Below are 20,909 nucleotides of genomic sequence, written 5' to 3' on the forward strand. Positions count from 1 at the left end.
ATGCAACCATCTGTTATTAATACACCTGAGGAATATTTAAACAACCTCTCTGAAGAAAGGAAAGCGCCCGTTTCGAAATTGAGAGATACTATTTTAGAAAACCTGCCAGCTGGTTTCGAGGAACAGATTACCTACGGCATGCTGGGATATGTTATTCCACTCGGGCTTTATCCTCCAGGTTACCATTGTACACCAGAACAGGCTTTACCTTTTATCAATATTGGTTCGCAAAAGAATTTTATTGTTATGCATCACTTAGGATTGTATACTTTTACTGATTTACTGGAATGGTTTCAGGCTGAATATCCTAAACACGCTAAATACAAACTCGATATGGGCAAAGGCTGTGTTCGTTTTAAAAAGTCTGATGATATTCCGTATGCACTAATTGCCGAACTCACCAGAAAGGTTACACCAGCACAATGGATTGAACAATATGAAAAAGTATATAAACGTAAAGGCTAATTTTGATAAACTACACCATCAATCTTCAGCTTTTTAAACTTTTCGGCCCAGCCTTTACCTTTTATGTATTTTACCTGCGATGGGTATCCTTTTAAATTTGGATGATAAATCGGATCAAACGAAAATGTAATTTCCGCATCCGATTTTTGAATAACAGTTACTTCGTTATCATTTTCATCCTTTTCTCCTGTCGTGAAAAACTTATCGCCAATTTTTGCATTGAAATCAGCTCTGGTATAAGTTTTCAAAGGACTATCGGGATAGCCCTCAATCAATTTATTCTGCTCGTCTATCCTTAAATAAACTGTACTCACTGCATCGCCACCAACCAAAGAATAAAACTGGTAAAAAAGCTTTTTGTTGATGCGAACAGTATCCTTGATTTCGGTGTAGGATTGGGCATTCATATACCATAAATTGCCAATCTGCATAGGCAAAAATGAATCAGCAGCCCTGTTTTGAGCCTTATTCTTCTGGCAAGAAAGGATAGCGAAACTAATTAAAATAAAACTTAAAGATTTCCAGTTTAAGATCATGATGCATTTGTTTTGCCTTATTTAATTTTAAAGATAAACAATGCGCTGCATTGTAAACTATTAATTCACAAAATGATACAAGAAAACTACCTCTCCACTAAAGGCAGGCTTCTTTTGATCTTCAATTTCCATTTCGATAGCCATATTTACCTTGGTTACTCCCCGAAGATTAATAATAGAAGCCAATTTTGCTTTTAACCTTACCTTACTGTTAACGGTAACTGCTTGCGCAAACCTTAAACTTTCGATACCGTAATTGATCTCCATTTTTAATTTTTGGATATCAACAATTTCTTTCCACAAGTAAGGGATTAACGAAAGCGTTAAATAACCATGCGCTATGGTTGCTTTAAAAGGGCCTTCATTTTGGGCTCTTTCTTCATCGACATGAATCCATTGATGATCTAATGTGGCATCGGCAAATTTATTAATCTGTTCTTGTGTAATGGTATGCCATGAAGAAACGCCTAATTCCTTGCCAAGGTATTGTTCAAATTCTGCGTGGGAGGTAATGATTTGCATTTTGATATATATTTTAGTGCCAAGCGTTATGCGGCTGGCGAATTAATAATTATTTTTTAATTCTGTTTAAAAGGCATTTTTGGGTTAATCCTTAATAGTAGATGGCTAATGGCCTAACGATTAACCATAAGCACCCTGCTGTAATTTAACTCAAGTTCCGCTCCCTAAACCAGACCTCATCTGGAATGGCAGAAAAATCATCCATTTTATCGATTAAAGTTTCGGCATTTGCTTCATTAAAAACTAAATCACGATTGGCCGGTTTCAAAAATTTACTTTGCACCATCATATCCATTTGGGCAAATAAAGGATCGTAAAAACCATTTACATTTAATACGCCGATTGGTTTTGTGTGCAGGCCGAGCTGCAACCAGGTTAACACTTCAAAAAACTCTTCAAGGGTACCAAAACCTCCTGGCAAAATTACAAAACCATCACTTAAATCGGCCATTTTCTGTTTTCTTTGGTGCATATTTTCCGTTACGATCATTTCGGTTACCCCTTTATGACCAACTTCTTTATCCATTAAAAACTGTGGTATTACACCGGTAACTAAACCGCCTAACTCGAGTACATCATTGGCTAATACACCCATTACGCCTACACTTCCTCCACCATACACCAATCTGATCTGCTGTTTTACAAGTGTTTCTGCCAGTTGCTTTATTGCGTTACGAAGCGCTACATCGCCATTAAAGTTTGAGCCACAATACACACAAACTGATTTAAGCTTATTCATTTAGTTAAAATTTACCGAAGTTAAGACTTTATCGGCTTTCTGTAAATTTTAATTCTGCACAAAGCTGTTACAGGACTTATTTTAATTAAACCTCGCAGGTTTTAAAAACCCGCGAGGTTTGATCGTATAATTTTCTTTCCAAGAACCACCGCCTTTGTTAAATAAACCTGATAAAACGGAAAGCCCGGAGCAAAGCAATGAGCGAGGACTTGGAGGGATAGCAGGACTGACTCTAAAATGGAATTCTGTCTTTGCTTTTCTAAATAATATTGACGACTTGAGGATACTTAAGTATTTTTTAGCACAAAAAAGGAGCAGCATTAACGCCACTCCTTTTAACCAAATATAAGAGAAAAGATTTTTTTGTTAAACGATCTTAGAAAGCATAACGGATTGTTGCACCGTAAGTTCTTGGATCTCCGAGTACACCTGCATATAAGCCTGAGTTACCTGCTGCAGCCTGCAATTGTTCATAATAGTTTCTATTTGCAATATTTCTGCTCCAAACAAATAAAGAGAACTTATCTGATTTGAATCCTAACCTTGCATTAAATAAAGCATATCCTTTAACATTTAAGATGCTTGATGGTGTAGGGTTTGAAGAATATTCTGAACGGTAACTCGCATCTCCGGCAATAAAATATCTGCCAGCCCTGGTTGCTAAATTACCAGGGGTACTAAATTCAGAACCTCCAGAAATATTCCATTTAGAAATACCTGGCAATCTGCCTCCCGAAGCATCTTTAAATGCCACTTGGGTAGCTACACCGTTTATTAATTCAGTATGGCCGGTTTCTTCTAAAGGAAGTGGTGCATTGGTGAATTTCACATATTTACCATCAAGGTAAGCAACGGCTGCATTTAAAGTTAAGAACCTTTCCAATTGATAAGTTCCATCAATTTCTAAACCTTTTACTTTAACCTTTTCAGCATTAGCCAGATAACCTCTGTTTACACCCAACTGTGGAGATTGAACATTGGTTTGGTAATCTTTAATATCGGTATTAAAAGCGGTAATATTTAATATGGCACCTTTAACCGGTTTTGTTTTTAAACCTAATTCGTAATGTTGAACATATTCTGGCTTTACAACAGCAACTGATAAGTCTGCTTGTCCGGTTGAAGTAGTTGGCAACCCACCTACGTTAACACCAACTGGTTTGTAGGCGGTAGAGAAAGTTCCGTAAACATTTAACTTCGTGTTAGGGCGGTATGAAACCGTTAAGTTACCCGATAGGTTATTGTTATCTACATTGGTAGTGAATTGCTGGTTGCTGTATACGGCAGCTTTAAGTGCAAGTAAAGCGGCATCTGTAGTCTGCAATCCGCCATAAGTTACCCTGTCGTAATCCACATCTTTTTTATCGTAGGTGTATCTTAAACCAGGTAATACGTGAAAGTGCTCTAAAAATTCCCAGTCAACCTGAGCAAAAATAGCTGCACTTAACGATTTGATGGTCGAATTGGTTTTGATCCCAAAGCCATCTAATAAACCCGGTGTTGAGTATAAAGCCTGACTACCCGTATTGCTGGTTTGTACAAATCTCCATTGATCTTTACCTACTTCTTCGGTTTGAGCCAAACCTTTTAAGTTCTGAGCAAGGGCAAACACACCAATTACTCCACTTAATTTATCAGTGATATTACCCGCATATCTAATTTCCTGTGAATATTGATCATGACGGGAGTTACCTTGAGACTTGGTCAATGCAGACAGTTCAGAGAAATCCCTGTCGTTGGTAGGATCCCAGTTCCAGAATCTCCATGCAGTAGTAGAAGTTAATGTTCCGCCACCAATCTTATAATCCACATTTAAGGATATACCTCCGATTGACTGGTTGTGTCTCCAGGGCGTATTGGTATTGATCTCTCTGGAAAAAGGATCAATTTTTGGTTGTTGGTAGCCTAAATCAGAAACAATTTTGGCATACTGACGGTAAGCGCTTCTTTCTGTCTGCGCTACACCAGCAATTACCAATGGGTAACCTGCAGGGTGCTGAATACTTACATCACTACTTAACAATATCTGTAACCTATCTGAAGGGGTAAAATATAACTGACCTTTAAAGCCAAGGTTGTTTTGTCCGCTATATCTACGTTCTTCTCTGGTATTCCATATTGTACCATCGCGTTGAGTACCGGAGATTGATATTTTTGCAGCAAGATTTTTTGCTACTCCTCCCGAAACTGACGTTTTTGCCTGGATAAAATTATAATTTCCTACACTTAGTTCTACTTTGGCACTTGGTGTTTGTGTTGGTTTTGAGGTAGTAATGTTAAATGCACCTGCGGTAGTATTTTTACCAAATAACGTACCTTGAGGACCACGGATTACTTCTATTTGTTCTATATCCAGGAAATCGGTTGAGGTAGCAGCCGGACGCGCGTGATAAACACCATCTACGTAAAAACCTACACCCGGATCGATACCATCATTAGTTAAACCGAATGTTGACCCCAAACCTCTAATATTAAGTGTTGTATTTCTGGCATTCGAAGCATACAATTGTACAGACGGTACCAACTCTTTTAAACGGTTAACGTTAAAAGCACCCGCATTTTCTGCTGCCTGGCCACCGATTACAGTAATTGGAATAGGCACATCCTGTAAAACCTCCGAACGTCTTCTCGACGTTACAACGATCTCATCTAATAATGCATTTTCTACGAGAACCAATTCTATTGGGCTTTCCTGAAGTTTTAAAATCTGAAAATCCTGTGGTTTATAGCCAACTGAGCTCACTTGAAGGTAAAATGGAGTCTCTTGTCTTACATTTATGCTGAAAACACCATTATCATCGGCCACTACGGCTTGGTTTGTTCCTCTTACCTTTACAGTAGCATGTGGTATTGTACTGCCATTTGTTGTTTTAATTACACCTGTTACTGGGCTTTGGGCAAAGGCAAAACTTGCCGAAAGTAAAAATGAAAAGAGAATTAGTAAACTTTTGTTCATGATTAGTTATATAGTTTGTTTAAATGTTGTAGATTAATGACTCGTTCGAAAGTATTCGATTACTGTTTTAGAATGGCTACAACAACAATACGAGCGTGTTTTTTGATTTGTTTTCATAATTATTATATAAATCCTATAGATTTAGTCGACAAATATATTAAAAAATTTTAGCTGCCAAATTTTATTTTGTGATTTTTCTATTTTTAATTAATTCTCCAGACCTTATAGGTTTTAAAAACCTAAGGTCTAAAAACAAAAACGGGGCTATCGTAAACGATGCCCCGCTGTAATTATCCTTAAATCCCCTAAAGGGGACTTTAGCTATTATATTCTTTTCTTAAAATTTTGAGTAGTTAGATCTTCTTCACTAAGTTCTCGACCTTACGCCCTAAACCCTATCTGGTATAATTAGGTGCTTCTTTAGTAATCGTAATATCGTGCGGATGGCTTTCTCGCATACCTGCAGCCGTAATCTGCACAAACTGTGCTTCTTGTAGTGCCTCGATATTTGCTGCACCGCAATAGCCCATACTTGCACGTAAACCACCAATGTATTGATACATTACTTCTGCTAAGGTACCCTTAAATGGCACACGGCCAACAATTCCTTCAGGAACTAACTTTTTAATATCGTCTTCCACATCCTGGAAATAACGGTCTTTAGAACCTTGCTCCATTGCTTCAATTGAGCCCATTCCACGGTAAGATTTAAATTTACGTCCTTCGTAGATAATGGTTTCGCCCGGTGATTCTTCAACTCCGGCAAATAACGAACCTGCCATTACCGTACTTGCTCCTGAAGCAATTGCTTTGGCAATATCACCTGTGTGTTTAATACCACCATCGGCAATAACAGGAACACCTGTACCTTTTAAAGCTTTGGCACATTCGTAAACCGCATATAATTGGGGAACGCCAACACCAGCAATAATTCTGGTGGTACAAATAGAACCAGGACCAATACCAACCTTAACGGCATCAGCACCGGCATCGGCTAAGAATTTTGCAGCAGCACCAGTTGCTATATTTCCAACGATAACCTGCAAATCAGGATATTTAGCTTTAACTTCCTTTAATTTATCAACTACGCCTTTAGAGTGACCATGAGCAGTATCGATGGTAATTACATCAACACCGGCATGAACTAAGGCATCAACACGCTGTATAGTATCAGCCGTTACACCAACCGCAGCACCTACACGTAAACGGCCACGTTCGTCTTTACAGGCTGCAGGATAATTTTTAACTTTCGAAATATCTTTAAAAGTAATTAAACCGCTTAGGTAACCATCTTTGCTCACTACAGGAAGTTTCTCGATTTTATGGTTCTGAAGAATTTCCTCTGCCTGAACCAAAGTAGTTCCTTCTGGTGCAATGATTAAATTTTCTTTAGTCATTACCTCAGAAATCGGTCTTTTCATATCCTTTTGGAAACGTAAATCCCTGTTTGTAATAATACCTACCAATTTATTATCGCTGCTTACAACAGGAATACCACCAATTTTATGCTCTTTCATAATCTTGAAAGCATCAGACACAACAGCTGTTTCCAATAAAGTAACTGGATCCTGGATCATACCGCTTTCAGAACGTTTAACCTTACGTACTTCTTCGGCTTGTCGTTCTATAGTCATGTTTTTATGTAACATACCAATACCACCATTTTGCGCGATGGCAATGGCTAGTTCGGCTTCTGTTACAGTATCCATCGCGGCAGAAATCAATGGAACATTAAGTTTAATTTTTTTTGTTAAAAAAGTGGCTGTATTTACTTCACGGGGCAGAATTTCGGAATATGCGGGTACTAGAAGTACGTCGTCATACGTTAAACCTGTGGCAATAAACTTTGTGGAATCGAGTTGCATAGCAAATAAATTAGGATTTATTATTTGCCAGGCAAAGATACGAAAATTGCGGGAATATAAAAGTATAATGATAAAAATGCTTAAATATTGAGCTTGCCTGACAATCGCTATCACCACTAAACAAAACCAGGGTTTAATGAATATACTGCAACAAAGCCCTACTATTTAGCGAATTTATTTGAATAAAATTTTAGTTTTATATAATTTCAACAAACCAAATATAATAAGATGATAGATTTTCTTGAAGGCGTAAAAGAATGGCTCGTTGGATTCTTCGGCTTACCAGCGCTGTTAAAACTACTGCAGACCAATGATTATAGCCAGTTTATGAGCTGGAATGGCATTAGTGCACTTATGGGGCCTTTGATTCCTTTTTTATTATTTTTTGAAATCATCAGGATGGCATTTTACCGCCGTTTTAAAGTGGTTGATTACCGGATTTCTTTCTTTTCACTGGTGATTAATTCTTTTATTGGCCGCATTATTTCTATCGGCATGGTGTCTATCTGTATCGGTTTATTTGGCAAATATGCCATTTTTAAAACGGAGATTACCTGGTACTGGCTATTATATGGTTATGTGATCTGGGAATTTGGCCATTTTATTTATCATTTTTTAGCACATAAAGTAAGGCTTTTCTGGTGTTTGCACTCCACCCATCACGCACCCGAAACCATGAATTTATCGGTAAATTTTGCGCATTTTTTTCTTGAAGCACCTTATGCAGACCTGATTAGAACTACAACATGCATTCTTTTGGGTGTAAGCCCTGCCCTGCTTTTTTTAATCATGTTTATCGACGGTTTTTGGGGATCTTTTATCCACATTGGAGAAAACATTTCTAAAGATGGCCGGTTTGGATTTTTAAATAAAATCATCCTTACGCCTTCTCATCATCGTGTACACCATGCCAAGAATGCACTGTATATGGATACCAATTTCTGCAACCTGCTACCCATCTGGGACCATGTTTTTAAAACCTACCAGGAAGAAGACAAAACAATAAAAATTGAATATGGTATTACCCGGGAAATGAAAAAAAATAGTTTTTTAGATGCTTATTTCGGCGAAATTGTTCTTTTGGCTAAAGATGTTTGGCGCGCGCCCGGTATTAAAAACAAGTTTCTATATATCTTTATGCCTCCGGGATGGAGCCACACCAAAGACCATAAAACAGCTAAAATAGTGAGAACAGAATACCTGAAAAATTACAAAACTGAAATGGTCAACTCATAAGATGAGTTAATGGGAATTCTTTATAAATTAGCATATGATTACTGAAAACCAATATTTTGATGGCAACGTTAAATCGTTAGGCTATGAAACCGCTGAAGGAAAATCGACTGTCGGCGTTATAAATCCGGGAGAATATACTTTTGGCACCGCTCAGAAAGAAATTATGCATGTTATAGAGGGTGAACTAACTGCACTTTTACCAGGTACTGCAGATTGGCAAAACATTAAAGCTGGCAGTAATTTTGAAGTGCCTGCAAACTCATCTTTTAAAGTAAAAGCTAGTGTTCAAACGACATATTTATGCCAGTATAGGTAGTTAATAAAAGAATAACAAACCGAAAAAGTCGTCATTTCGAGCGGAGTGTAACGAAGCCGAGAACCCGAAGGCTCTGCGAAGCAAAATCTATCTGGATAGATCTCTCCATTTCGCTACGCTTCAGTCGAGATGACGAATAGCGGGGGATATTTACACTTATTTCTTCCCAATTACTACCTCGGTAAAACTATCAGTAGTAAGGTATTTATTTGCCAAGGCCAATAATTCTTCGGGAGTAATGGTTTTAACCTTCTCTATATATTTAGTATAATAATCGTAATCCAATCCTGCGAAATAAATGTTCTTGAATTTATCGGCGTGTGAGAATACATTTTCCAAACTGCCCAACATCGAACCCAACATGTAGTTCCGAACAAGATCCAGTTCTTCTTCCCCTACCAGTTCGTTTTTCAATATCTCTATCTCCTTGTAAATCTCAGTTAATGCAGCCGAACAAACATCGGCACCAACTTCAGTAGCAATAAAAAGATAACCAGCCTGTTGTAGCGAAGAAATCCCAGAACCAATACCGTAAGTGTAGCCTTTATCTTCACGGATGTTATTCATTAAACGCGAGCCAAAGTATCCACCTAAAATGGTATTTAAAATCTGAAGACCAGAAAAATCTTCATGTTTACGGTTAATAGCCAACTGACCAATTCTGATTGCTGACTGTAAAGCTTCTGGTTTTTCAGTATAAACAAACTGTTTTTTTGTTGAGGCAAAATTGAAACTGTTTTTTACTGCATTACTTTTTTCCCAATCTTGTCCAAAAGCGTCGTTCAGCAGGTTAAAGCTGGCATCATCAAACTTACCTGAAACGATTATGGTACAATTATTAGGCGCATAGGCAGCTTTAAAATATTCAGTTAAATCTTCGCGTTTTAATGCATCATAATGCTCAGCTTTAATATTTACGCCGTAAGCTGTATCGCCAAATAAAGCCTGTGCAAATTCTTTTCTCGAAAGAACATCGTTTTTCTTTAGGTTTACCTGTAACTTTTGCTTTTGGTTTTGAATGTAAATATCAAGTTCGTGCTGTGGAAACTGGCTTTCTGATAGAACATCCTTCACAATCGGCAGTACCGAGTGTAAATGTTTATTTAAAGTGTATAGTGTAACCGAAGATTGATCCTGGGCATACTCTGTTTGAAAGAAAGCACCATAAAAATCAATTTTTTCGGCTATTTCTTTCGCCGATAATTTATTTGTTCCATTATTGATCAATGCGCTTACCGCAATGGCCTGTAATGGTTTTTCGAGCTTCCAGTTTACGTTTTCAAAAATAAATTCGATACGTACCAGATCCTGTTCTCCGGAGTAGATTGTAAAAACGGGCACACCGTTATCCAATACTTTTTTTTCTGGATGGATAAAATTTATAGTCGACACCTGCTTAAAATCAGGCGCCTGTTGTCTGTTAAGCATTTTCTTCAGTTAAATAATATAAAGTTGATGATGAATTTGGTTGGAAAGTTTCATTTGATATCCGTTTAATATCTTCTGCTTTAACCTTTAGAAATTCTTCAGTTTCCTGGTTTAATAAAGCGGCATCGCCTAAAAGCTCATAATAAGCCAGGTTCATGGCTTTATCCAATAAACTCATTTCAGAAAAAACAAGTACAGATTCTACCTTGTTTTTTACCTTGGTTAATTCGTTATCAGAAACCAGTTCGGCTTTTAATTTTTCCAGTTCAGCCCAGATTGCTTTTTCTGCAGTTTCGGTTGTTATTCCTTCCACCAATTTACCTTCAACAATAAACAAACCCGGATCTAAACTACTCGAAATGTAGGCATTGATATCGCTAAAAAGTTTCTGCTCTTTCAACAAGCTGTTGTACAAGCGCGAAGACTGTCCACGTGATAAAATATCCGATAATAAATCAAAGGCATAATAATCCTGATTTAATCTTCCTGGCATTTTAAAAGCCATATAAATCGCATTTAAAGGCACATTAGCTTTAACAATTTCTGCCCTGGCCTCGGTTTGAGGTTCTTCCTGTACCAAATCGCGATGATATTTATCTCCAGCCGGAATAGGTTCGAACCATTTTTCGGCCAGTTTTTTTACCTCTTCGGTTTTTACATTGCCACCCACTACCAAAATCGCATTTTGCGGCGTATAATGTTTCTTAAAAAATGCTTTCACATCATCCATAGTGGCATTTTCGATATGCGAAAGTTCTTTCCCGATAGTTGCCCAGCGGTACGAATGCTTTTTATAAGCCAACGGACGCAACTTTAACCAAACATCGCCATAAGGCTGGTTAAGATACCGTTGTTTAAACTCCTCACTCACCACATTTCTTTGCGTATCTAAACTCTTTTCAGAAAAAGCAAGGCTCAGCATACGGTCGCTTTCCAACCAAAATGCGGTTTCTATGTTTTCTGCAGGCAGCGTGATGTAATAATTGGTAATATCATTGCTCGTAAAAGCGTTGTTCTCACCACCTACACGTTGCAAAGGCTCATCATAATTCGGAATATTTACCGATCCGCCGAACATTAAATGTTCAAATAAATGCGCAAAACCGGTTTTTTCAGGGTCCTCGTCACGGGCACCGACATCATATAAAATATTTAAAACTGCCATTGGCGTTGTCGCATCTTCATGCACCAAAACTTTTAAGCCATTGGCAAGTGTAAAACGATTAAAATCTACCATATTAATTTTTAGAACCGTAAAGATATAATAAATGATTTCACTGATGAGGAAGATTTAATAGATTTTGGTGTATTAACTGTGTTTATTATTTTTTTGACAAACCTTAAACCTTAGCCCCTCAACCTTCCCTCCCTTTTCCTTATCTTTGTAGTATGAATACAGCCGATTTACTGCAACGGGCATTACATTTCGATTTTTTGAGCCTTGAAGAAGGTGTACATTTATACCATCATGCCGATACGGCATCGTTGATGTTTGTAGCGAATGAATTAAGGAAAATCCAGGTACCCAGTGGCAAAGTAACCTGGCAGATCGATCGTAATGTAAATACGACCAACGTTTGTATTGCCAACTGTAAATTCTGTAATTTCTTCCGCAGGCCTGGCCATGATGAAAGTTATATTACTGATATCGAAACCTATAAGATAAAAATTGAAGAAACTTTCCGTTTAGGTGGAGATCAATTGTTATTACAGGGCGGGCACCACCCGGATTTAGGTTTAGCCTTTTATGCGGATCTTTTTAAAAAACTAAAAGAATTATATCCTGATTTAAAATTACATGCTTTGGGCCCTCCTGAAATTGCACACGTTGCAAAGCTGGAAGGAATGACGCATACTGAAGTGTTAAAAGCGTTAAAAGAAGCAGGAATGGATTCGCTTCCTGGTGCAGGTGCCGAAATTTTAAATGACCGTGTAAGGCGTTTAATTTCAAAAGGAAAATGCGGTGGACAGGAATGGCTTGATGTAATGCGTGCATGCCATCAATTGGATATTACCACATCAGCAACCATGATGTTTGGACACGTAGAAACCATCGAAGAGCGTTTTGAGCATTTGGTATGGATCCGTCAGGTACAGAGCGAAAAACCTGCTGATGCAAACGGATTCCTGGCTTTCATTCCCTGGCCTTTCCAGGATGACGGAACTTTATTAAAAAGACTCCGCGGCATCAGCAACAATGTAACGGCTGATGAATATATCCGCATGATTGCCTTGAGCCGCATTATGTTGCCTAATATTAAAAACATTCAGGCCAGTTGGTTAACCGTTGGTAAAGCTACCGCACAGCTTTGTTTACACGCAGGCGCAAATGATTTTGGATCGATTATGATCGAAGAAAATGTGGTATCGGCTGCTGGTGCACCACACCGTTTTACGGCAAGTGGCATTCAGCAATCCATTAAAGCAGCAGGTTTCGAACCTCAGTTACGCGGACAGAAATATAACTACAGAGATTTGCCTGAGCATTTGGAAGAACAGGTAATCACCTATTAATAAGCAATTTAATTAGATATTGATAGAATTAATGAATGTTTAAGTTTATTCAGCATTATTTAGGTAAGTAAATCCGATTGCTGCGACATACTCTTTAGCTGTCACCCTGAGCGTAGTCGAAGGGCAGTTAATAAGATTTAGCGCAAAGCGGGATTAACGTTAATTGAAAAACAGAACTTTGCTTTGCTTTCCAAATCACTTAGTGCTGAATTTGGATCCTAAAATCCTGTCATCCTGATAATCTTATGCAAAAAAGGGAAGTAAAACCAAGTTCTACCTCCCTACCTTAAACTAAACATTACCTAATTAATAATGTGGAACTTTTGCTATGATAGCTTTTTACCGTCTTTCAGGAATAAGTTAGCAATTGTGATTACACTGGCTTTATCCAAAGGCTCATCAAAACTTTCTACAGCTACAGCTTTGGTTATGCTTGTATTGCTACCAATACCTACAATATTTACACCAGCTTGTACGGTTAAATCTTCGGCAGCATATACTGCATCTACCTGAGGAACTCCAGAATCATTCGCCTGCCCTGAAGCACCAAGACTAACCCATGGCTTATATACTGCTGTACCAGCTGCTGTACGCATTTGACGGATGTGCGAAGCATGACGTGCCTCTACCGAGTGGATCTGTAAAGCGGTTTGCAATACCCCCGGACTAACCAATAGATTTCCTGCCTGACCTTTGTATGCTCTCACTCCAGTATCTTCGAAACCTTGCGCTACTGCTAAAAAAGTACCATAATCAGAATATACAGTAGAAAACGTTCCACCTGCTCTAAAATCGGTATCCGCATAGGCAATTGGTGCACGTGCAGAACTTCCCAAAGCACCTACCAATAAATCAACGTGCGCTTTTTCGTGATCGCGAATAGTAGTAATGGCGGCTTGACTAGCTGCATTTGGAAAATTAAAAGTAACATCAGTTACTGCCGATCCCGGAGTTTTGCCAACAATACAGTGATTATAAAAATGATATTCCAAATACTCTAGCGATAAAGCAAAGTTTAATACATCAACAACCGCTGCAGGTAAAGCTGTTTGTCCATATGCTTTTTGAAACATTGAACCTAGGGCCAGCGGCATAGCAGCCAAAGAGATTTTTTTGCCCATGTTGAAAAAGCTTTTCATTGCGGCTCTTCTCGGATTTAATCTCTCATAGATTTCACCGTCAACTTTTTCAATTTCTTCTAATATATTTACGATATTCATGATTTTCTGATTTTAAAAATTAAAGGTTGATTACATTAATTTTGGTTTTGATATATTTTCCGGCAATGGCAAGCACCTTATCTGGCGTTAAAGCTGCATCTAAACCACCTGCGTTATTGGCACCTAACGAAGTAAGGCTATTTAGATCAGCAAATGACCCGTTTGAGATTAAATCGCGAACATAAGCTGCGTGACGGGCCTCAACTGAAACAATTTTACCGGCTAACAATAGATATGTACCATTTTTAATTCTTGGTCCGGCGCCATTGTATGCAGCCACACCTAAATCTTCGAAAGCCATTGCCGTACCTAAAACACTAGCAGAACTGGTAAAATCGATTGATGAAAAATCTACCTCCAAACTTCCAATTGCAGCGGTACTTAAAGCAGCTTTAAAAAACTCCCTGTGTGCAATCTCATGGAACTGGATATCCTGGAAATATGCTTTTTGGGCAGCTGTGAAACTTGCAGGAGGTGCTGAAGCAACTTTTATGTAAAATGCGGCTTCTAATTGCTCTAAAGCATATGCATAATTTAATACCCCGAAATCATCTTTAAAATCTAATGTTGCGCCACCCATAGTAGGATTGTCGTAACCACGATCTTTTTTACAACCTGCTGCTACCAAGGCAATGCCAGCAGCGCCTGCACCTGCATACTGAAGAAAAGACCTTCTGCCTACAGTTTTGTCAAATAAACTTTTTTCCTGAAGTTCATTTTTTGTTTCTAGTTCATTGTGTTTCATAGTAATCTATGTTTAGTGGTTTTGAATTCGTTTGATGATACATACGTGACAATCAGAACACTGGTTTTTTTGATTTGCATTTTTTTTTGTAAGTGCATTTTAATACATTCACCAACCTATAGCTATGACAACATTAAAAGCCATTATTGTTGATGATGAGGAGTTTGCCCGGTCATCATTATTTTTTTTACTGCAACAGAACTGTCCACAGGTAGAAATTACCGGTATTGCAAGATCTGTAGCGGAGGCAAAAGATATTCTGGCACATCATCCTATTGATTTAATCTTTCTCGATATAGCAATGCCCGGAGGGAATGGTTTCGAATTAATTCCTGATGCCCAAAAACATAATGCGGCAGTTATATTTACTACCGCTTATGATCAATACGCCCTGAAAGCAATTAAGGCCAATGCACTCGATTATTTATTAAAACCAATTGATATTGATGAGCTTAAAATAGCTGTAGATAAGGTTTTTCAGCACATTAAGCGCTTTAAAGGTCAGAATGAAAATGATGAAAGAATCAACAATCTGGCGTCCAGTTTGAACTCAAGATCCGAAATCAGGAAGCTTACCCTTCCCTATGGCCAAGGTTTTAAAATGATCGATATCGATGACATCATTTATATCGAAGCCGATAGCAATTACTCTATTGTACACTTAAATAACCACGATAAAATAACGGTTTCGAAAGTTTTACGGGAATTTGAGGAGCTTTTACCGGGCGACCAATTTGTACGGATCCATAAATCTAGCATCATCAACCTTAACCACTTAAAAGAATATAATTCTAAAAATGGGCTCCAGGTGTTCTTAAAAAATGGAGAAAGTATTAATATTTCGAGAAGAAGAGCAAGCGATTTTTTTGAAAAAATAAAATTATTTACAAAGGCGAACAGTGATCATTAAACCAGGCAAAAAAGCACTTTTATTTGCTGAAAAAGCAATCCTGAGGTTAAACTTCGGCCGCTCTTTTATTGCTTTTTTATTCGGGCTTATTATATTTAGTGCGCCAAAAACCCTGCTTGCTCAAACCACTTACCTTCCCCATTATAATACTAAAAATGGACTGGCCAGCAACAACTGTTATTACATTTTACAAGACAAAAAAGGATTTATCTGGATTGCAACAGATAATGGATTGAGCCGTTTTGATGGTACTAATTTCCAGAATTTTACGATCGAAGATGGGCTGCCCGATACCCAGATCCTTCAGATGAAAGAAGACAAAGAGGGCCGCTTGTGGTTTTTTGCCTTAAACGGTCAGCTCAGCTACTTAAAGGAAGGAAAGTTTTACAACCAGGATAATGACGAACTGCTTAAAAAACTGAACTTTAATACGGTAATTGTTTCCTTTTTAGTAGATAAATCAGGGCGGATCTGGCTCGGAACAAACGCCAACCTAATTGTTTGCTGGGACGGAAAAACCATCAAAAAATACATTTCTCCAAATCTCAATGATAAGTTTATCAATGCCTTTATTCATGAAGATGAGCAAGGTAACATATTTGCCTATAGCGATTTAAGTGTACAGAAATTTAATGGAAAAACCTTTACCATTATCAATTCAAAAGTGCAGCCCCTCTCCTACATGACTGCTGTCAATTCTACGCACAGATCTTTATTTTATCTAGATGCCGGCGGCTTAAAACAATATAGACATGGAAGCATCAACGATCTCATATCGATTCCTCAGAATCTGATCAAGAACATGTCGGGATATTTTTATTACGACGTTACTACTAAAGAGGTTTGGTTGTCGAATGCCAATGGCGCTTTTGTTCTTGATAAAAGCGGAAAAACAGTGCAGTACCTACAGGATATACCTGTTAACCAAGTAATTAAAGACAATAACCAAAACATGTGGTTTGCCACTAATCAGGGCATCTATATGCTTCCTAATTCCAATAACCGTTTATCTATTATTGATGCAGAATCGGGCCTGAGCAGCAACGTAATTAAAAGCATTACCAAAGATGGAAAAAACCGCCTGTGGCTGGGCACCGATGATGCCGTAATCGATGTGTTAACCATCAACAATTACCAGGTAGATGAAATTGGTTTAGACGATTTCAAGAAATACAAAACCATTAAACAGGTTACTTTCGATCCAAAAGATCAATCTATATATTTTGCATCCGATTATGGAATGGGCGTTTTCAAAAACATTTATAACAGCAGGAATGAAGTAAGTTATTTAAGAGAATCGAACAACTCCATGTTCGTAATTAAACACTTTAGCGTGGGTGAAAATAACAATCACCTCGCATTAGCCCTTTCATCGGGCGTTGTTTTTTTATCGGACAGAAGAAACAAATTCGAATTTAACGCTGCTAAGTACCGCGAAAAGGAAGATTTTTTTAAAGACCGATCCTATCACGTTTTTTACGACCACGAAGGCAATTTGTGGTTTTCGAATATTAATGGCCTGTCTCAATTTTCGAAAGGAAAATTAATTAAACATTACGAAAATCACCCCCTCCTTACCAAAAGAATAAACGATATTCAGCAGCTTGCAGACGGCACTTTGATTTTGGCAACAGATGGTTATGGTTTAATTTTCTACAAGAACAGGCAGATTACCCGGCAGATTACCCAAAAAGATGGCCTAACCAATAATATCTGCACCAAAATATTTGTAAAAAACAACGAAATATGGGTATTAACAAACAAAGGTGTAAACAAAATAGCCGATTATCCTAATCAATTCACTGTGACCAATTTCGACTATGGAAAGGACCTTTTGAGTGATGATATCAACAGCTTGTTTATTGATGATAGCACGGCTTATTTTGCAACAAACAAAGGCCTGATCTTATTTAAGTACAATAATAAAAACATAGTCAAGAATCTTCCTAAAGTTTACGTTACTTCTATTATCAAAGACAATGAGCGTTTGCCGGTTAATCAAGGTAATTTTACTTTCGAAACAGGTAACAATACCATTCTATTTACCTTTAGTGCAGTCGATTTTACCACGAGCGACATCACCTATCGTTACCGTTTAAATGAAAATTCAGCTTGGGTAGAAACCCGCACAAGGCGGTTAGATTTTTCTTCACTACAATCAGGCGATTACATATTTGAGGTAAGTGCCAAAAGCCAAAATGGTAATTGGGGCGAGTCGGCAAAAATAGCTTTTACCATTAAAAAGCATTTTTGGCAAAGCCTATGGTTCTTATCTATTTTGATACTGCTGGTCGCCTATATTTTTTATAAAGTGGCTGTTTACATTACCCGTAAGCAAAAAGATAAAGAGCAAGAGCAATTGTTGTTAAAAAACAAAGTGCTGATGCTCGAGCAACAAGCCTTACAGGCGATGATGAATCCACATTTTGTTTTTAACGTGATGAATTCGATTCAGCATTATATCAACACGCAAAATACAGCTTCAGCAAATAAGGTTTTAACCGGCTTTGCCAGATTGATCCGAAAGAACCTGGAGATCTGTACCAAGAGCTACATATCACTTGAGGAAGAGCTAGAATATCTAAACCTCTACCTGAAACTGGAAAAGAACCGTTTCGGCGATAAATTAAAATACATTTTTAACATTGATGAAGAAATTGATAAGGAAGAAACCTTTATCCCATCTATGTTGTTGCAGCCTTACGTAGAAAATGCAATATGGCATGGCATTATGCCAAAAGAAACAGGTGGTGAAATCCTGATCAACATTAAACTGAAAGATGAATTCTATCTTAACATCGAAATCATTGATGATGGGATTGGAATCGACAACTCTTTAAAGGATAAAAAGGAAACACACATTAGTAAAGGAATGCAGTTAACCAAAGAAAGATTGCACCTTTTAGGTCAGATTGGAGCAAAACCTATACACTTAAATGTTAGACAAAATACCACAAATGGCACAACAGTATCCATTTCTATACCATTAAAATAGAAAATTTACCGTTTACTCAATTATTAATACCACTCACTAAATAGAATCTTGATCGAACCCCGTTTAGCCTTAAACTTGTGTTAGAAATAAACGATAGTGTTTATCAAAGACGTTCTTATAGAATTGATATAGATATTTAATAACCTAACCTAAAACTATATCTTAATTCAGGTTTCATTTGTGTGTTGAAAGCGGTCTTGTTTTTAAAAGCGAGACCGCTTTTTTTATGCCCAAAAATTCTATTTTTGCATATGCCCAATCAGAACACCACCAGGCACATCGAAGCCCTCGTATTTTCTTCCAGCCAAAGCATAGGTACACAAGAAATTATACTTGCCCTAAATGCCGTTTTCAATGAAGAATTTACCGAAACACAGGTTTTCGAAAGCATAGAGCAGATTAAGGAAAAATACAGCCACGATGATTTTTCCATCGAATTGGTATTCTTAAACAATGGTTACCAGTTTCTCACCAAAAAAGATTACCATGAAACGGTTAATCAACTTCAGTTACACCGCTCGAAGAAAAAATTAAGCCAGGCTGCGATGGAAACGCTTGCCATTATTGCCTACCGCCAACCGATAACCAAATTGGAAATCGAACAGATCAGGGGTGTAAATTCAGATTATTCGGTGCAGCGCCTGCTGGAAAAAGAGCTGATCAGTATTGATGGAAAAGCAGAAACACCCGGCCGACCCATCCTGTACAGCACAAGCACATTATTTATGGATTATTTTGGTTTAAATAACCTAAACCAACTCCCTCAGTTAAAAGACATCGTAAAAGAGGAAAATACTGTTGGAGAAAATGTGGAATAAATAAATTAATTTCTTTGCTTCCAGATTGTTATTAAAAAAAGTTTTTTTGTATTTTTAAACTATAAAAGCAATTTTTATTTTTGTGTTATGAAAGCGCCAAAGAAACTCCCAACTAAGCCGACTACCAAGAAACAGGTAGACGAAGATGATGATCTTGAAGATGACGATATTCAAACAACGAAAAAGAAGCCTCAAGATGATGACGATGATGATTTTGATATGCCATTAGATGATCTTGACAACTTCGATAATTTCGACGATGACGACGACGACTATTAATATTTAAAAAACATATATTTGAAAAAGCATCCGCCCGCTTGGTAGGATGCTTTTTAATTTTAAAATCTGCCCATGCAAATCATACCTGTAAGCAATTCATCACTAAAAAAAGACTTTCTAAACACACCCAAAATTCTATACAAAAACGACAAAAACTGGATCTGTCCGCTGGATAGTGAGGTTGAAAATGTTTTTAACCCAGAGAAAAACACCTTTTTTGCACACGGTAAATGTACACGCTGGGTTTTAAAAGATGATGCAGGAAAACTGATTGGCCGTGTAGCAGCTTTTATTAATGAGAAAAAAGCCTACCACTACGATCAACCCACCGGTGGTATGGGATTTTTTGAATGTATTGATGATGAAAAAGCTGCCTTTCTTTTATTTGATACTGCCAAAACCTGGTTAAGCGAAAACGGAATGAAAGCCATGGACGGCCCGATTAATTTCGGTGAAAACGATAGCTTCTGGGGCTTACTGGTTGAGGGCTTTACCCCCCCTTCTTTCGGCATGAACTATAATTTTCCTTACTATCAGAAATTTTTCGAGAAATATGGCTTCATTACCGAATACGAACAATTAACCAACCATATTAACCTAACTATCCCCTTCCCGGAGCGTTTTACAAAAATTGCCAACTGGGTAAGAAATAAACCTGGTTATACTTTCGAATATTTCAGCAAGGCCAATTCGAGCAAATACATTAATGATTTAATGGAAATCTACAACGATGGCTGGCAGGATTTTGAAAACTTTGTGCCTATTAAAAAAGAAACGCTTGAAGAAAGCTTTAAAAGCATGGAACCCATCATGGATGAACATTTGATCCAGTTTGCCTACTTTAATGGCGAACCAGCATCTTTTGTCGTATTGATTCCCGATGCGAACCAGATGATTAAAGGTTTTGATGGAAAACTTGGCTTAATTGAAAAATTAAAGTTCGCCTACCGTCGCTGGGTGGGCGTTACCCGCATGAGGGCGATTGTAATGGGTACCAAACCTAAGTTCCAAAAACATGGCTTGGAATCGGTTCTTTTTATCCGCTTAGGAGAATACGTACTCCCTAAAAACCAGTACAAAGAGCTTGAATTGAGTTGGGTAGGCGATTTTAACGAACAGATGATTGCCATCCATAAAGCCACCGGTGCTACTTTTGGTAAAAAGCACCTTACCATGAGGAAAATATTTTAAATTAATCGTCATTGCGAGAAGGCTTTTTTACCCGACGAAGCAATGACGATCCTGCTATAATGTTATTTTATTTTGCCACGGAAACGCAGAAAACACGGATCAATTAACTTCTAAGCCTTATATAGCAGATTTCTCCATTCTGTTGCACTCCAGTCGAAATGACGATTTTACTAT

Annotated in this window: 18 protein-coding genes; 9 read left to right on the forward strand and 9 right to left on the reverse strand. The window is 37.7% G+C overall.

Features of this window, described 5'->3' with window-relative positions; all coding sequences use genetic code 11:
* Entirely contained in the window at nt 1-465 is a 465-nt protein-coding gene (locus tag AC1RJ8_RS05530; RefSeq protein WP_492953250.1) for an iron chaperone, read from the forward strand.
* Here AC1RJ8_RS05530 and AC1RJ8_RS05535 read toward each other — a convergent pair.
* The 5 genes from AC1RJ8_RS05535 to guaB form a co-directional block, all read right to left on the reverse strand.
* The gene (locus AC1RJ8_RS05535) at nt 462-1,001 is read right to left on the reverse strand and encodes a hypothetical protein (RefSeq protein WP_492953249.1); all 540 of its coding nucleotides are present in this window, start codon (nt 999-1,001) and stop codon (nt 462-464) included. The genes AC1RJ8_RS05530 and AC1RJ8_RS05535 overlap by 4 nt on opposite strands.
* 60 nt (nt 1,002-1,061) lie before the next feature.
* Nucleotides 1,062-1,523 carry a MaoC family dehydratase gene (locus tag AC1RJ8_RS05540; protein WP_029275744.1) on the reverse strand — a complete coding sequence of 154 codons (462 nt, stop codon included), beginning with the start codon at nt 1,521-1,523 and terminating at the stop codon, nt 1,062-1,064.
* A gap of 145 nt (nt 1,524-1,668) precedes the next feature.
* Nucleotides 1,669-2,262 (reverse strand): LOG family protein, encoded by a 594-nt coding sequence (locus AC1RJ8_RS05545; protein ID WP_492953248.1) that lies wholly within the window; start codon nt 2,260-2,262, stop codon nt 1,669-1,671.
* 376 nt (nt 2,263-2,638) lie between these two features.
* On the reverse strand, nt 2,639-5,218 hold the full coding sequence (locus tag AC1RJ8_RS05550) for a TonB-dependent receptor (protein ID WP_492953247.1): 2,580 nt from the start codon (nt 5,216-5,218) through the stop codon (nt 2,639-2,641).
* A gap of 395 nt (nt 5,219-5,613) precedes the next feature.
* Entirely contained in the window at nt 5,614-7,083 is a 1,470-nt protein-coding gene (gene guaB, locus AC1RJ8_RS05555) for an IMP dehydrogenase (RefSeq protein WP_492953246.1), read from the reverse strand.
* Between the two features lie 228 nt (nt 7,084-7,311).
* On the opposite strand from guaB, the gene AC1RJ8_RS05560 reads away from it, so the two are divergent.
* Both AC1RJ8_RS05560 and ppnP read left to right on the forward strand, forming a co-directional pair.
* Nucleotides 7,312-8,319: a sterol desaturase family protein gene (locus AC1RJ8_RS05560; protein ID WP_492953245.1), complete on the forward strand. Its 1,008-nt coding sequence runs from the start codon at nt 7,312-7,314 to the stop codon at nt 8,317-8,319.
* Between the two features lie 34 nt (nt 8,320-8,353).
* A complete protein-coding gene (ppnP, locus tag AC1RJ8_RS05565) occupies nt 8,354-8,635 on the forward strand; it encodes a pyrimidine/purine nucleoside phosphorylase (protein WP_492953244.1) in 282 nt (93 codons plus the stop codon).
* Between the two features lie 156 nt (nt 8,636-8,791).
* Here ppnP and AC1RJ8_RS05570 read toward each other — a convergent pair whose 3' ends face one another.
* On the reverse strand, nt 8,792-10,063 hold the full coding sequence (locus tag AC1RJ8_RS05570; RefSeq protein ID WP_492953243.1) for a M16 family metallopeptidase: 1,272 nt from the start codon (nt 10,061-10,063) through the stop codon (nt 8,792-8,794).
* Complete coding sequence (locus AC1RJ8_RS05575; RefSeq protein WP_492953242.1) at nt 10,056-11,300, reverse strand: M16 family metallopeptidase; 1,245 nt, start codon at nt 11,298-11,300, stop codon at nt 10,056-10,058. Before AC1RJ8_RS05575 ends, AC1RJ8_RS05570 begins: the two co-directional genes overlap by 8 nt.
* A 152-nt stretch (nt 11,301-11,452) precedes the next feature.
* Here AC1RJ8_RS05575 and AC1RJ8_RS05580 point away from each other — a divergent pair, with 152 nt between their 5' ends.
* The gene (locus AC1RJ8_RS05580; RefSeq protein WP_492953241.1) at nt 11,453-12,577 is read left to right on the forward strand and encodes a CofH family radical SAM protein; all 1,125 of its coding nucleotides are present in this window, start codon (nt 11,453-11,455) and stop codon (nt 12,575-12,577) included.
* 326 nt (nt 12,578-12,903) lie between these two features.
* Here the strand turns inward: AC1RJ8_RS05580 and AC1RJ8_RS05585 are convergent, their stop codons facing one another.
* Together AC1RJ8_RS05585 and AC1RJ8_RS05590 are read right to left on the reverse strand one after the other, a co-directional pair.
* On the reverse strand, nt 12,904-13,797 hold the full coding sequence (locus tag AC1RJ8_RS05585; protein WP_492953240.1) for a ferritin-like domain-containing protein: 894 nt from the start codon (nt 13,795-13,797) through the stop codon (nt 12,904-12,906).
* A gap of 19 nt (nt 13,798-13,816) precedes the next feature.
* Entirely contained in the window at nt 13,817-14,542 is a 726-nt protein-coding gene (locus AC1RJ8_RS05590) for a ferritin-like domain-containing protein (protein WP_492953239.1), read from the reverse strand.
* 124 nt (nt 14,543-14,666) lie between these two features.
* Between AC1RJ8_RS05590 and AC1RJ8_RS05595 the strand changes: the two genes are divergently transcribed.
* From AC1RJ8_RS05595 to AC1RJ8_RS05615, 5 genes are all read left to right on the forward strand, one after another.
* Nucleotides 14,667-15,452, forward strand: a complete 786-nt coding sequence (locus AC1RJ8_RS05595) for a LytR/AlgR family response regulator transcription factor (protein WP_492953238.1) — start codon at nt 14,667-14,669, stop codon at nt 15,450-15,452.
* Entirely contained in the window at nt 15,442-18,447 is a 3,006-nt protein-coding gene (locus AC1RJ8_RS05600) for a ligand-binding sensor domain-containing protein (protein ID WP_492953237.1), read from the forward strand. The genes AC1RJ8_RS05595 and AC1RJ8_RS05600 overlap by 11 nt, the downstream gene beginning before the upstream one ends.
* A gap of 251 nt (nt 18,448-18,698) precedes the next feature.
* A complete protein-coding gene (gene scpB / locus AC1RJ8_RS05605; RefSeq protein ID WP_492953236.1) occupies nt 18,699-19,265 on the forward strand; it encodes an SMC-Scp complex subunit ScpB in 567 nt (188 codons plus the stop codon).
* An 87-nt stretch (nt 19,266-19,352) separates the two neighbouring features.
* Entirely contained in the window at nt 19,353-19,544 is a 192-nt protein-coding gene (locus AC1RJ8_RS05610; RefSeq protein WP_057935224.1) for a hypothetical protein, read from the forward strand.
* 72 nt (nt 19,545-19,616) lie between these two features.
* On the forward strand, nt 19,617-20,735 hold the full coding sequence (locus AC1RJ8_RS05615; RefSeq protein WP_492953235.1) for a GNAT family N-acetyltransferase: 1,119 nt from the start codon (nt 19,617-19,619) through the stop codon (nt 20,733-20,735).
* Nucleotides 20,736-20,909 lie beyond the last annotated feature (174 nt).

The sequence above is a fragment of the Pedobacter sp. GW822-FHT03F06 genome (assembly GCF_058801365.1).